Source organism: Thauera aromatica, from assembly GCF_023093595.1.
GTDB lineage: Bacteria > Pseudomonadota > Gammaproteobacteria > Burkholderiales > Rhodocyclaceae > Thauera > Thauera aromatica_A.
Map to the genome: position 1 here is coordinate 1 of NZ_JALLIK010000062.1, position 11687 is coordinate 11687.

At 65.7% G+C, this 11687-nt stretch carries 17 protein-coding genes; 3 read left to right on the forward strand and 14 right to left on the reverse strand.

What is annotated here, in order from left to right:
- Positions 1–41: 41 nt before the first annotated feature.
- The 14 genes from MXC99_RS01050 to MXC99_RS01115 all read right to left on the reverse strand — a co-directional run bounded on the left by MXC99_RS01050 (position 42) and on the right by MXC99_RS01115 (position 9219).
- Positions 42–1121, reverse strand: coding sequence for a hypothetical protein (locus MXC99_RS01050; RefSeq protein ID WP_247723779.1), 1080 nt, complete (start codon positions 1119–1121; stop codon positions 42–44).
- A gap of 82 nt (positions 1122–1203) precedes the next feature.
- Positions 1204–1662 (reverse strand): hypothetical protein, encoded by a 459-nt coding sequence (locus MXC99_RS01055; protein ID WP_247723780.1) that lies wholly within the window; start codon positions 1660–1662, stop codon positions 1204–1206.
- Complete coding sequence (locus MXC99_RS01060) at positions 1659–1826, reverse strand: hypothetical protein (RefSeq protein WP_247723781.1); 168 nt, start codon at positions 1824–1826, stop codon at positions 1659–1661. The genes MXC99_RS01055 and MXC99_RS01060 overlap by 4 nt, the downstream gene beginning before the upstream one ends.
- Positions 1827–2345 carry a glycoside hydrolase family protein gene (locus MXC99_RS01065; RefSeq protein WP_247723782.1) on the reverse strand — a complete coding sequence of 173 codons (519 nt, stop codon included), beginning with the start codon at positions 2343–2345 and terminating at the stop codon, positions 1827–1829.
- Positions 2338–2634: an HP1 family phage holin gene (locus MXC99_RS01070; protein ID WP_247723783.1), complete on the reverse strand. Its 297-nt coding sequence runs from the start codon at positions 2632–2634 to the stop codon at positions 2338–2340. Before MXC99_RS01070 ends, MXC99_RS01065 begins: the two co-directional genes overlap by 8 nt.
- Before the next feature lie 144 nt (positions 2635–2778).
- Positions 2779–3570, reverse strand: a complete 792-nt coding sequence (locus MXC99_RS01075; protein ID WP_247723784.1) for a hypothetical protein — start codon at positions 3568–3570, stop codon at positions 2779–2781.
- Between the two features lie 15 nt (positions 3571–3585).
- The gene (locus MXC99_RS01080) at positions 3586–3993 is read right to left on the reverse strand and encodes a hypothetical protein (RefSeq protein WP_247723785.1); all 408 of its coding nucleotides are present in this window, start codon (positions 3991–3993) and stop codon (positions 3586–3588) included.
- The gene (locus MXC99_RS01085) at positions 3993–4307 is read right to left on the reverse strand and encodes a head-tail joining protein (protein WP_247723786.1); all 315 of its coding nucleotides are present in this window, start codon (positions 4305–4307) and stop codon (positions 3993–3995) included. Before MXC99_RS01085 ends, MXC99_RS01080 begins: the two co-directional genes overlap by 1 nt.
- Positions 4308–4309: 2 nt before the next feature.
- A complete protein-coding gene (locus MXC99_RS01090) occupies positions 4310–4510 on the reverse strand; it encodes a hypothetical protein (RefSeq protein WP_247723787.1) in 201 nt (66 codons plus the stop codon).
- Between the two features lie 14 nt (positions 4511–4524).
- Positions 4525–5538 (reverse strand): major capsid protein, encoded by a 1014-nt coding sequence (locus MXC99_RS01095; RefSeq protein WP_247723788.1) that lies wholly within the window; start codon positions 5536–5538, stop codon positions 4525–4527.
- A 14-nt stretch (positions 5539–5552) separates the two neighbouring features.
- Complete coding sequence (locus tag MXC99_RS01100) at positions 5553–5930, reverse strand: head decoration protein (RefSeq protein ID WP_247723789.1); 378 nt, start codon at positions 5928–5930, stop codon at positions 5553–5555.
- Between the two features lie 12 nt (positions 5931–5942).
- Positions 5943–7298 carry a S49 family peptidase gene (locus MXC99_RS16880; RefSeq protein WP_282100114.1) on the reverse strand — a complete coding sequence of 452 codons (1356 nt, stop codon included), beginning with the start codon at positions 7296–7298 and terminating at the stop codon, positions 5943–5945.
- Positions 7295–8989, reverse strand: a complete 1695-nt coding sequence (locus MXC99_RS01110) for a phage portal protein (RefSeq protein WP_247723790.1) — start codon at positions 8987–8989, stop codon at positions 7295–7297. The genes MXC99_RS16880 and MXC99_RS01110 overlap by 4 nt, the downstream gene beginning before the upstream one ends.
- 2 nt (positions 8990–8991) lie before the next feature.
- Complete coding sequence (locus MXC99_RS01115; RefSeq protein WP_247723791.1) at positions 8992–9219, reverse strand: hypothetical protein; 228 nt, start codon at positions 9217–9219, stop codon at positions 8992–8994.
- A 173-nt stretch (positions 9220–9392) separates the two neighbouring features.
- On the opposite strand from MXC99_RS01115, the gene MXC99_RS01120 reads away from it, so the two are divergent.
- From MXC99_RS01120 to MXC99_RS16885, 3 genes are all read left to right on the forward strand, one after another.
- Positions 9393–9677 (forward strand): type II toxin-antitoxin system HigB family toxin, encoded by a 285-nt coding sequence (locus MXC99_RS01120; protein WP_075148989.1) that lies wholly within the window; start codon positions 9393–9395, stop codon positions 9675–9677.
- 38 nt (positions 9678–9715) lie between these two features.
- Positions 9716–10930 carry an ImmA/IrrE family metallo-endopeptidase gene (locus tag MXC99_RS01125; RefSeq protein ID WP_247723792.1) on the forward strand — a complete coding sequence of 405 codons (1215 nt, stop codon included), beginning with the start codon at positions 9716–9718 and terminating at the stop codon, positions 10928–10930.
- A 309-nt stretch (positions 10931–11239) separates the two neighbouring features.
- Complete coding sequence (locus MXC99_RS16885) at positions 11240–11368, forward strand: hypothetical protein (protein ID WP_268810549.1); 129 nt, start codon at positions 11240–11242, stop codon at positions 11366–11368.
- The last annotated feature ends 319 nt before the right edge of the window (positions 11369–11687 follow it).

The window sequence follows — 11687 nt, forward strand, 5'->3', positions numbered from 1 at the left end:
GCCATCCGAACCCAACTCTCCTTCCATCGTCGCATGCTCCGCTATTCAAGGAGCCACAACGATCCATCAATGCGGGCGCCTGCGGAAGAACGGGGATTTCCGGACAGATACGCTAGTCCGGCAGCAAAACCGATGAGCCGATCCACTGCAAACGCGCCCGCGACGGCCGCTGCGACCTTGCCCATCTGCGTGTTGAGGGCAGCGCCAGCACGGTCGAGCAGCCCCATTTTTTGTGCAGCATCGGCGGCGTAGTCTCCCGCCTGGTCGATTGCCCCTGCGCCGCTACGTACCGATCCGCGGAGCGTGTCAAATCGATTGGCTACATCGCGGGTCGCAAAGTCAAGGCGTTTTTGCTCGGTGGCGAGGTTTGCCGTATTGACACCGGCCGCATCCAAACTGGAGCGCGTCGCGTTTAGTGCACGGTTCTTTTCGCCGAGCGCAACCGAGAGCTTTCCCGCCTCAGAGACGGTGCGCTTGTATTCGTTTGTAATCGCACGTTCGGCTTGCTCTGCCTCGCCGGTAGCGCGGGCCGACTCCGAGTACTGTTGACGCAATGCGGTAACAGAGGCAGCAGCCCCTTTTGCCTCTTGACGCAAACTGGAAAGGCGCTGGTCTGCTGCTGCGATCTTGTCTGCGTACTCTTGCGTCGGCGCTCCGCTCGCCTTGGCTTCGGCACGAAGCTGCTTCAGGGACTCGGCAGCCTCTTTGACCTCGTTGCGCAGAGCCTCGTACCGAGATTTGGCTTGCGTCAAATTCGCGGAGGCTGCGCTTTGCGCGGCAGCAGCCGAGGCCGTCGCGGTGCGGGCGCCGTCCATTTCGGATGCAAGGCGATCCACACCAGACGCCGCGGCAGACAACGACTGATCCAGATTTGCCGTTTCACGCTTGAGCGCCGCGAACTGCTCTACAAGGTCGCGCCGCGACCCAATGGAGCGCATCTCTTCCGCGAGCGCGGTAAATGCCGGTGCTGCGCGGCCGCCCTCGGCGGCAAGCTGACCAGCCTCTTCCGCCAGATCGTTGAGCTGGGCGGACGCGCTTTTGGCCTCTTCCCCCAGCGCGCTGAATGCGGCAGATGCGCGGTCCTCGGCCGCGATGATGATCTTGGTTTCAGGGTTCGCCATGATCTCTCCGCACTCAGGCTGCTTGTTCGGTCAGGTTGCGATTAAGTACGGCAGAGCTAGGATGGGAACTTCTGGACACGGCTCACTCCCCTGCCCGTGCAGACGTCTGCACTGCGCGCCACCACTGCTGCCAGCCGACTAGCTGGGCGTGGGTGTCCCGGCACTGTTCGTAGTTGGCGGCGACGGTGTCGAGTGCGGCAGCGTCTGCAACGGGCGCGGCGTCTGCAGCAGCCAGGCGGGCGGCGGCGTCGTGGAGCAGGCGCCAAGCAGGATCGAGAGTACAGCGGCGAGCGGCAGGGAGTTCGACATAGCGGACGACCTCGCGGGTGATGGTGCGGTTTTTGGGGATGCGCTTCTGGCGCTCGGCCTCGAGGTCGGCAGCGAGGGCGTCGACGGTACCCTGGCGGCGGACGATCTCGCCGGCGTAGGCGAGCGCCTGGTCGCGCTGGGCGGTGGCGGTGGCGTCGCGCCCCATGAAGTAGGCGCCGACATGGGAGGCGGCGAGCACGATGCACAGCACAATGATGGTGATCTGGGTCATCGCGCCCCCAGTGCGCGCAGGAGCGTGCGCTGCCAGGCAAAGCCGATGCGCAGGTTGGCGAGCCACAGGGTTTCGATCGCCTCCGACCAGCGGCAGGCGTCGGCGATCGGGCGGGCGTGGGCGGCCTTCCAGGCGGCGAGGTCGGTGATTTGGGCGGTCGGCATTCAGCCCTCCTGCTCGGCGAGGCACTTCGCGTGCCGTTCGAGTTGGCGCGTCCACACGCCCTTGCAGCCTTGCGGCCCCCAGTTTTGCGGCAGAGAGCAGTCGCGCCCGGCCTGCTTGCGCCACAGGAGCAGCGCATCGCAGGCCCCTCGGTAGTCCTGCGCCAGGACGCGGCGGCGCATGCTCGATCCGCTCCAGGCCCCGGTGCCGTACTGGTAGACGAAGTCCATATACAGGTCGTATTCGCCCTGCGTGAGGCTGGCGCCAGGCAGCGAGCGCTGGAACGCAGCCTCATCCTTGGAGACGTGGGCCTGCAGCGTCACCAGGGCGCGCACCGGGTCTGTCCGCTCGCCCAGCCGCACTGGGCGGCCGTCCTCGTGGAATGTCGAGCCAAAGCCGAGTGTGGGTCGATCGCCCCGGGTCGGGATCATGGCCTCGCCGACGTACCACTCGGACACCGCCATCCCCACCAGCGCCGCGGCAGACAGGCTCAGGGAGGCGACCAGGGAGCGCTTAATCATGGCTGTACGGGCAGTCGGCGATGTCGTCGCAGGGTCGGCGGCGGTCGAGGGCAACCGGAAGGGTGGCGCGGCGGCGGTCTTCGGCTTCGCCGCGCAGCACTTCCAGGCGGATGGCGTGCGCTTCGCGCTCGCGGCGATCGCGCCGGTAGTGGTAGACGCCGTTGAGCAGCAGCGTCGCCAGCGCGGTGGCGATGCCGATGAGGATGCCGAGGTCGGTGAGGGTGAGCGCGCTGACGATGGAGACGCCGCTGCCGGTGTAGCTTGCAGTGGTGACGATGCGGTCGGTCATCGGCGCTCCTGCGGGCGGGCGGGGGTTGGGCGGGCCGCGCACGCCGGGCGCGGAGAGGGCGTTGTGGGCATGGCGGGCGGGGTCGGCAGTTGGCAGGCTCGAGCGCCCTGCCCTGCGGCAAGGCGCTCTGGTCTGGCGGCAGGCTTATTCGGCGACCGGGGCGTCATCGAGGTAGATGGCGGCGCCGTTGGGCGGGGTGAGGACTTCGAGCTCGAATTCCATGGTCACGTACTCGGCCTCTTCGGCGATCACCGGCAGCTCACCGGCGGGCTTGAGGATGCACAGAGGCATGTAGTAGTCGCGGTTGGTGGCACCGGCATTGTCGGAAACGACGCGGATCGCCCCGCGCAGCTCGGAGGCCGCACCGGTTTTGATGCGCTTCCAGGATTTGGCAGCCTTGCTGTAGCTGACCTTGATGTCGCCCGCGACGATGCTGCCGGCATCGATGATCTGCAGGCGCCCTTTGACGAGGTCAACGGCGTAGTCGGTGCCGGCCACGTAGGTGGTGGTGGCGGTGCTGTCGGTGATGACGAGGCTGCTGATGTTGCGGTCGCCGGCGGGGTTGGTGTCGGACCGGCCGAGCTGGTAGAAGCGCCCCGGGATGACCGCCAGGGTGGCGGCAGTGACGGCGTCGGAGGTTTGCGAGACGGTTTCAACCTGGCCGGAAAGGTACTTGGCGAGGTTGTCGAAGGAGACGTTGTCGCAGGTGACGGTGGCACTACGGTCGACCTGAACGACGCGGGAGTCGTCTTTCTCGCGCAAGCCGGTCTGGCTGGAAAAGTGTTCGAGCTTTTCGGTTTCGATGGCGATGGTGAAGGACGGGCAGTTACCGAATTCTTCCTCGCCGGTCAGGGCGTCGGTGGCGGCGTCACGCGGGTCCCAGTACAGGCGCCCGCGGGGGATCTGGTATTCGTTGCTGCTGTGGATCAGTGCCATGACGGGCTCCTGTTGTTACGGTTGCCCGTCGTAGCGGGCGGCGGTTTTGAAAATGAGGTTGTAGGCGACGAGGCCTTGGTCGGTGGTTTCGCGCTGGACCTGCTGTAGTAGCAGCCGCTGCCAGGCACGCCCGCCCTGGGTGCCGGGCGCCCAGTTGTGCAGGCTGGCCACCACGGCGGCAAAGGCGGCATCGAGTTCGCCCATGGCGGCCGCGCTGTACTGGGTCACCAGGTGCACGCCCCAGGCGACCCCTACCGCGACGGCGGTGTTGCGTGCGTCGGCGATGTCGGCGCCCTCGCACCGCACCTCGACGGCCGGCAACGGACGACGGGAGGTCTCGGCGGCGCTGCTGCGCACGGCCCAGCCTGAGAGGGCGGGATCGGCAGCGAGGCGGGCGAGGATGGGGGATTCGAGGGCGAACATCAGGCAGCGACCTCGCGCAGGCGGACGACGGCTTCGTGCCCGTCGGCGAGGCGGTAGGGATCGTCGGCGACGCGGTATTGCTGGCCGCGCAGGGTGAGGATGTCACCCGGCACAAGCGTGGCGTCAGCAAGCGGATAGCGCAGCTCGTAGTCCCCCACAATGGACGGGGGCGAGAGCGGATCGGTGTCGGCGAGGCGGAAGATGGCAAGGAACTCGCCGCCCGTCGCCGGGGTGACGACGACATTGGAGAGCAGCGCGAAGGTGGCTCCGGTGAGCATGTCTTCGATGTCGGCGAAGGGGGCGGTGAGGGTCATGGTCAGGCGCCCTCGCCTTCGAGGCCGGCTTCGCCCTGGTCTTCGCCCTTGGGTTCGGCCTTGGGCGAGGCGGTGCGGACGGGCGTGGCGAATCCACGCGCGATGAGCGACTCGGCTTCGGCCTTGTCCTTCACGTCGATCTCGCCGCCGGGCGGGATGTCCCCCGCGCCGGTGACGAGGGTGACTTTGGCGATGAGCTTCATGTCACCCTCCCCGATCAGCGCACGGCGGCGCAGAAGGACGCATTGACGCGGTACGGGACCGGCAGCGGCGCAGACTGCATGAGCAGGTAGCGCACGGCCGGGTCCTTCTCGAGCCAGGATTTGGGGAAGTACGGCAACGCCTGGAAGCCGGCCTCTTCGTCCTTAATGGCGCCAAAGCAGCGCACGCCGTCCAGATCCGGACTGAGGACAAGCACGGTGTGGTCCGGCAGGTAAGGGGTGACGGCGCCGGTGTCCGGGTGTTCGTACCAGCCGGTGTGCACCCAGATGTCGAAGTCGCCGACGTTGCCCATGTAGCGGGCGCCCTCGCCGGTGACGGTAGGGTTGAGCTGGTCGCGGCCGCGGAAGCGGTCGAGGAGCTTTTGCACGTCGGCGTCGGCGCTGAAGAGCTGCCAGGCCTTGAGATCCATCACCACGGTGTTGGCGGTGGCGCCGGAGTGTTGCGAGACGAGCAGCGACCACGTCTGCAGATCGTCCAGCGGCTTTACGCCGGTTTCACCCCAGCGCGCGGTGGTGGTGAGTGCCTTGGTCAGGTCGGCGTGGCGCTGGAAGTTCACCTCGACTTCGGGGTACTCGTCGCCCTTGACGACAACCTTGCCGGTGCGCAGGGCTTCGACAGCCATCACATCCAGGCGACGGGTGAGCATGTCGATCTGGTCCTGCAGGTCACGGGCAAGCAGCAGTTGCTGACGCTGGGCGGGGCTGTATTCGCCGCCGATGCGCTCTCCGATGGCGCGCTTGAAGGGGCGCGAGGAATCGAACACCCGCTTGTCCTTGACGTAGGCGGGCTTGAAGGTTTTGGTGACGTAGCCGCGCGACTGCACCACCTTGCCGGCGACGATCGGCGCGACGAAGGGGGCGATGCGGCGCTTGCCGGTGTCGAGGTCGAAGTGGATTTCCTCGCTGTCCTCGCGCTGCTCTTCGCGGAAGAAGCTGTTGAGGAAGAAGGGTTGCGGCTCGGGCAGCGCTTCAACGACCCGGCGCAGGACGCCAATGGTGAAAATGTCCATGCTAATACTCCTCGTCAGGCGGCCACGGCCGGCAGGATGGTGATGCCCTTGGCACGCAGGCCGTCGCGGATGCTGGCGACGGTGTGGGCGGTGCCGAGGGTGAGTGCGTTGGCGTTGAAGTCGCCGCGCTCGTAGGCGAGCGCCTGCTTGTCGGCGGCGCTGGCGTCGCAGGCCTCGGCCATGATCAGGTCGGGGGTCTGGCTGCCATCCGAGGCGGCAGAGAGGCTGAGCAGATACTTGTCGTCGCCGTCTTTACCGATAACGGCACCACGCACGAGGTTCTGGCCGCTCTTGACCGTCACCTTGCGGGCGACCAGCAGATGCGCGTTACCCGCGATGAGCCCGTCGGGCGCATAAGCGCCTTCGGTGGCGAACTTGGCCTTGTAGTCCATGGCGATGCTTCCTTATTGGCGAGCGCTGCCGATCAGGCCGACGATGCTGGCGGCCAGGGCGGCTTCGGTGTTTTCGGGGGCGGCGGCGGCCTCGATGCCGGACACGCCGGGATTGGGTATGGCGGCCATCGCGGCGGCAAAGGCGTTGTTGGGCGCGGACGCAACGGGTGCGCCCGCAGGCACCGCGCCCAGCACCGCGGTGGCCTGCTCGGTGGTCAGCCCGGTGCTGATGCACTGCAGTGCCAGCGGCGAGCAGGACGCGGACGGATGTGCGAGCACGGCGCCAACGCGGGCACGCTCGGCCTGGGTGCCCTGCTCCACGCCTTCGGCGCGGGCGCGATCCAGATCCGCTTGCGAAGGGCTCGGGGAGGCCGCCTGCACGGCGGGCGGGGTGGCGGGCTGCGTCGTGGTGCCCGCCTGGGGGGTTTCGCTCATGAGGGAGTCTCCTTGTTGAGCAGTGATGCGGGCGGACTGCCCGACGGGATGCGGCCGGGCACGAAGCCCGGCCAGTTCGGCGATGAGTTGATCGGTGGTGGCGATGCGGTCGGCGAGGCCGGCATCGAGGGCGGCCTGGCCGCGATAGGTCTGCGCCTGGGTCTTGCGGACCGCCTCGGGGTCCAGGCCGCGACCGCTGGCCACGGCGCTGATGAACATCTGGTGGAGGTCGTTGATTTCGGCCTGGAGGTCGGCGCACACGCTGTCGGGCAGCGGTTCGAACTGGTTGCCGTCCACCTTGTGGTCGCCGGCGTAGATGTGCGTGACGCGGATGCCTTCCTGCGCCAGGGCTTGCGACAGATCGACGTGGCGCATGACCACGCCGATGGACCCGGCGTAGCCGGTGCGGGTGATGGCGAAGTGTTCCAGGCCCGCCGCCGCGAGGTAGCCGGCGGATGCGGCCAGCCCGTCGGCGATGCCCCACACGGGCTTGTTGCCGCGCATCTCACGCAGGCGGTCGTGGTACTCGAACGCGCCTTGCGCTTCGCCACCGGGCGTGTCGAACACTTGCAGCACGGCGTGTACGTCGGTGTCGGCCTGGGCCATTTCGAGTGCGGCGGCCAGGTCGTTGTAACCGAGGATGCGGTCGCTACTGGCCATGACGAAGCGGCCGCGATGGGCCAGCACTCCACTGGCGTAGATGACGGCCACGCCGTCGATGATGGCGTAGCCGGGGCGGCGGTCCTTGTCTTCCACGCGGCGGGTGCTGAACAGTTCCGCCGGCAGTGCAGACGCCTGCACGGCGTGCGCCACCCCGGACAGGTCGGTATCGAGCAGGCGACCGCCCAGGCCGGCGATGATGGCGTCGAGCTTTTGCGGGTGGATAAGCAGCGGTGTGTTGAACACGCGCGCGGCAAGGTGCGGATACTTCATGACGTGACGGCCTCCTGGCCGAGCATGGCGATGGTGTCGTGGTAGGCCGCAGCGCTGGCGGCGTCCGACGAGGGGCCGTCGTCGGCTTCGTCGTCGGGACCTGCAGAGGCGGTGTCGTCGCCCGCAGCTTCGGTGTCACGCCGGGCTAGACCGCTGCGGCGGGTTGCATCGGGGGTGGCGGTAGAGAGGCCGCGCACTTCCTTCATCGCCTTCTCGATGGCCTGCTGGTCGAGGATCTCTTCGAAGTCCTCGCCCTGCTCGGCACATTCCTTTTCCAGCGTCGACAGCCCGGCAGCCATGCGCAGCACCACCGCCTGCACTTCTTTGACCGGATCGACCCAGCCCTTGCCGCCGAAGATGAAGCGGGCGCGGCAGTAGGCGTAACGCTTGCGGTAGAAGTCCGGGGCCTCGACCAGGCCGGCGTTGACGGCCTCTTCCAGCCACAGCTCGTATACGGCCTGCAGCCAGTAGTCGGACAGCCAACGGCGGCGGCCATTGAAGTAGCGCCAGGCCTCGAGCAGCGCAGCGCGGGCGCTGCTGTAGTTGCTCTTGCTGAAGTCCTTCAGCAGCAGCTCGTAAGGCAGGTTCATGCCGGCGGCGATGTGGCGCAGCGAGGCCAGCATGAACGCCTCGAAAGCCGGATTCGGGCGGCCGGGGGCGAAGCTGGACAGGCGCGCACCCACCGGCAACGGAATCACCGCCCCGCCCTGCAGCTTGCGGATGCTGCGGGCTTGGCGCACCGAGGTGTTCCATTGTTCGCGCACGCCCTCGGGGCTGTCGCCGAACAGCGCGGCGGCGGCATCGGGGCTGAGGTCGGATTCCAAAAAGGCGGCGACCAGGCTGTTGGCCAGACTGGCCTGCAGCTCGTTGTTCGCGTACTTGCCCGCCATATGGAACTCGCGCATCACCGCTGAAACGATGGGCTTGCCGCGGCTCTGGCCGGTGCGCTCCTTGTCGTGCAGGTGGATGACACGGCGCCGCCCCCAGGCGGTGAAGGCCGGGATGCGGGCCCAGCGCTGGGTGTGCGCGCTGCCCAGCCCGAAGCCTGCAAGTGCGTCAGCGGGGTGGCGTTCCAGCATGTGGTAGGCCACCGGGGCGCCGTAGTAGTCCTGCTCGATACCGGCGCGGATGTCGTCGCGATGCATCATGCTGGTGGGCGTGCAGAGCCGGTTGGCATCCACCAGCAGCAGGCGGGTGTTCCAGGCGCTGCCGGAACGCGGCAACCACAGGGGCAGCGCCAAGGCGTCGCCATCGAGCATGGCGCCACCCAGGGCCTGCAAGGTGAGGCCCAACAGGTTGAGCGTGCGGCCGGCATCGCATTCGGAGGTGGCGGCCCAGCTGCGGAAATGCGCTTCGGTGTTGTTGGCCCACTCGCGGGCCTGCTCGCGCGTCCAGCCCAGCAGCCGGTAATCGGGGATGGCCGAGAGCTTGAGCACGCTGCCGACGATGTTGTCGCGCATCGTCTGCATGGCGCCGCCCATCAGCCCGTTGTTGCGGGCGAGATCGCGGGAGCGCGCGGTGAGCGTGTCCAGATCCGGCAGCAGATCGGCATCCGCACTGCCGGCAACAGGATTCCAGTCGGCGGTGGCGAGATCGTACCCGGCGGACTGGTGTTGCCCGGCCAGCGCCGCACCACCCTGCCCCGCTTGGGTGCGGAGCGTGAGGTGAGGTTTGCCGGGCCGCCGTGCCATGCTCACACCAGGTAGATGGGCCGGTGGACGTGGGTGCCGGCACGCACGTCGAGCTCGGCGCAGACCGCGGCAATCTCCTTGCGGATCTCGGCGGTCTGCTGGTCGAACTGGACCCGGCGGTCACCGCTGGCGGCGGTGGTGGCCTTGGTCAGACGGTCGTGCAGCGATTGCGTGAGGGTGTCACGCAGCTGGTGGAGTTGTTCGACGGTGTGGTGGCTGTAGATTCCCATGCCGGCCAGAGTGCCGGCGGCGGGCGGAACTGTTCAGGTGAACAGTTCACCTTGACAGTTCCGTCAATTCGTTGGTCCGCACAACAATTACAAACTTCCCAAAAAGGGAAATGTACTTGCGCGACAATACGGGAACGCTATAATCCGCACCAACAGGGAAACTAACAAACCTCATGCGACTGCTCGGCCAGATCCTGCTGGATGCCTTTAAGCGCACACATGCGGATGCGCGTCGGCCGCTGGATGCGTGGCAGGTGGACGTCGAACGTGCGCAATGGTCAGGCCCGCAGGATGTGAAGAACCGATACCCGAGCGCCAGTTTCCTGGCGGACAACCGGGTGATCTTCAACATCAAGGGAAACAGCTACAGGCTGGTGGTGAAGGCAAAGTATCAAAACGGGATCGTTTTGATCGAGTGGGTCGGCACACATGCAGAGTACGACAAGCAGGATTTTTGAACGACGCATGCCGACAATTTGGCGAGAGGGGAGCTGAAATGGATCAACAAGTACGGGTAATCAAGACGGAGCGTGAATATCATGCTGCGCTGGCTCGCCTGTCGGCTCTCATGGACCAAGACATTGCAGCCGGGTCCGATGACGAAGCCGCGCTCGACTTGCTTGCAGTGGTCATTGCCGACTATGAGCGCACCAAGGTTGCGCCGGCCGTCATCGACCCCATCGATGCCATCTTGCTGGCAATGGATCGGCGAGGGCTGAGCAAGAAGGATCTGGAACCGTTCATCGGCTCAATACCCAAGGTGTCCGAGGTGCTGGCACGCAAGCGGCCGCTGAGCCTTTCCATGATCCGGAAGCTTCACCGTGCCTTGGATATCCCAGCAGACGTATTGCTGAGCGGCTCGGACAACGAAGACATCGACCTCTCCGAAACACCGCACTACGACTACAGCAAGTTCCCTCTGGCAGAAATGCTCGATCGCGGGTACTTCGGGAAGTTTGCCGGCGGAATCAAGCTCGCAAAAGCGAAGGCGGAAGAACTCGTACGCGGTTTCATGCATGGCGTTTCGCCCGACGGACCAGAGCCCGCGCTACTGCGCGCACCGCTCCAGCAGAGTGGAGCGCGGACCATGGACGAATACGCCCTGCTGGTCTGGCGAGTTGCCGTGCTGAAGAAGAGTCGAAAAATTGCCCTGACCGGCAAGTACAAGCCGGGTGTGATCACCGCCGACTGGCTGCAGGAACTGGTCCGGCTTTCCGCCTTTGACAGTGGGCCTAAGCTTGCACAAGAGTACCTCGCCCAAAGCGGCATCGCGCTCGTGATCGAGGAGCATTTCAAGAAAACCTACCTCGACGGCGCGGCCATGCTTGATGGCGAAACGCCGGTGGTGGCACTGACGCTTCGCTACGACCGGGTCGACAACTTCTGGTTTGCACTGTTGCATGAGCTGGTGCACGTGCAAAAGCACCTGAACGCCTCGCACTTGTTCATCGCAGACAATCTGGATGACAAAACCCGCTCGAACGAAGAGGCAGAGCGGCAAGCCGATGCAGGCGCGAGCGAAGCACTTATCCCCACCAACGAGTGGGAGCAATCTGCCGTCAGAACCGTACCGACAGCGGAAAACGCCCTTGCTCTGGCCAGAAAGCTACGCATCCACCCAGCCATTGTGGCCGGCCGCGTACGTCATGAGACCGGAAACTGGCGGCTGCTCACCAACCTCAAGGGCGAAGTTCGCAGGTATTTCGACTAAGCATGATGGAGAAACGATGAACACCGCGCATGCACGCGGCCTCGAGTGATACACCGCCCATTCGAGGCCAGCAAAGGAAAGCCCACAGTTCAGAAGCGTCCTGGTAAGACATGAACTGTGGGCCTAGGCGGTACAACTTGATGTGGTAGTCGAGCGCGCCAACGCTCTTCTGCCACCGGCACGGTGGTGAGGGCACCCCTCTGCCCCCGCGACGCATACTTGGTTGGACAAGTAATACCTAATGGTATCACGACGATGCATCGTGGGCTGGATATTGCCTTCGTTCCTTATTCATATGAGGACACGAACATGTCGGCACGTCTCATCCAACGCCGCAAGACCGTCCGCGTGCGCGCGTACGTTCGCACCCGCTTCGGCAACCGCGAACATGTATGCGCCCACTGGCGCTCGCATCCGGGGCAACTGACCCTGTTTTAAGCAGTACGAAGCCCGCCCAGGCTCCTTCTCGGGCGGGCTTTTTTACGCCTATCGCTCTGGCCTTACATACACATACCGCCGCTGCCCCTTCGCCATTCGCTGTTTGTGCCAACCCAGGCGCGCCATGATGTAGCCGAGGCGGGTTTGGGCACTGTGGAAGTCTGGGTGGCCGGGGGTGAGGCCGATGGCGCCGGACAGGATGTCGTGGTGTTGGCGCCGGCCGAAAACTGACCATGTAGAGGGGTGAATTCCGGCTGAAAACTGACCAGGGTGTTTAACCTCTCTGCCTCATTTTGAGGCAGAGGATCAGAGGTGATCA

What these genes read in the sequence shown, in the direction of transcription:
- MXC99_RS01050 (WP_247723779.1), bottom strand. Translation starts at nt 1,121, where the DNA reads ATGGCGAACCCTGAAACCAAGATCATCATCGCGGCCGAGGACCGCGCA.
- MXC99_RS01055 (WP_247723780.1), bottom strand. Translation starts at nt 1,662, where the DNA reads ATGACCCAGATCACCATCATTGTGCTGTGCATCGTGCTCGCCGCCTCC.
- MXC99_RS01060 (WP_247723781.1), bottom strand. Translation starts at nt 1,826, where the DNA reads ATGCCGACCGCCCAAATCACCGACCTCGCCGCCTGGAAGGCCGCCCAC.
- MXC99_RS01065 (WP_247723782.1), bottom strand. Translation starts at nt 2,345, where the DNA reads ATGATTAAGCGCTCCCTGGTCGCCTCCCTGAGCCTGTCTGCCGCGGCG.
- MXC99_RS01070 (WP_247723783.1), bottom strand. Translation starts at nt 2,634, where the DNA reads ATGACCGACCGCATCGTCACCACTGCAAGCTACACCGGCAGCGGCGTC.
- MXC99_RS01075 (WP_247723784.1), bottom strand. Translation starts at nt 3,570, where the DNA reads ATGGCACTGATCCACAGCAGCAACGAATACCAGATCCCCCGCGGGCGC.
- MXC99_RS01080 (WP_247723785.1), bottom strand. Translation starts at nt 3,993, where the DNA reads ATGTTCGCCCTCGAATCCCCCATCCTCGCCCGCCTCGCTGCCGATCCC.
- MXC99_RS01085 (WP_247723786.1), bottom strand. Translation starts at nt 4,307, where the DNA reads ATGACCCTCACCGCCCCCTTCGCCGACATCGAAGACATGCTCACCGGA.
- MXC99_RS01090 (WP_247723787.1), bottom strand. Translation starts at nt 4,510, where the DNA reads ATGAAGCTCATCGCCAAAGTCACCCTCGTCACCGGCGCGGGGGACATC.
- MXC99_RS01095 (WP_247723788.1), bottom strand. Translation starts at nt 5,538, where the DNA reads ATGGACATTTTCACCATTGGCGTCCTGCGCCGGGTCGTTGAAGCGCTG.
- MXC99_RS01100 (WP_247723789.1), bottom strand. Translation starts at nt 5,930, where the DNA reads ATGGACTACAAGGCCAAGTTCGCCACCGAAGGCGCTTATGCGCCCGAC.
- MXC99_RS16880 (WP_282100114.1), bottom strand. Translation starts at nt 7,298, where the DNA reads ATGAAGTATCCGCACCTTGCCGCGCGCGTGTTCAACACACCGCTGCTT.
- MXC99_RS01110 (WP_247723790.1), bottom strand. Translation starts at nt 8,989, where the DNA reads ATGGCACGGCGGCCCGGCAAACCTCACCTCACGCTCCGCACCCAAGCG.
- MXC99_RS01115 (WP_247723791.1), bottom strand. Translation starts at nt 9,219, where the DNA reads ATGGGAATCTACAGCCACCACACCGTCGAACAACTCCACCAGCTGCGT.
- MXC99_RS01120 (WP_075148989.1), top strand. Translation starts at nt 9,393, where the DNA reads ATGCGACTGCTCGGCCAGATCCTGCTGGATGCCTTTAAGCGCACACAT.
- MXC99_RS01125 (WP_247723792.1), top strand. Translation starts at nt 9,716, where the DNA reads ATGGATCAACAAGTACGGGTAATCAAGACGGAGCGTGAATATCATGCT.
- MXC99_RS16885 (WP_268810549.1), top strand. Translation starts at nt 11,240, where the DNA reads ATGTCGGCACGTCTCATCCAACGCCGCAAGACCGTCCGCGTGCGCGCG.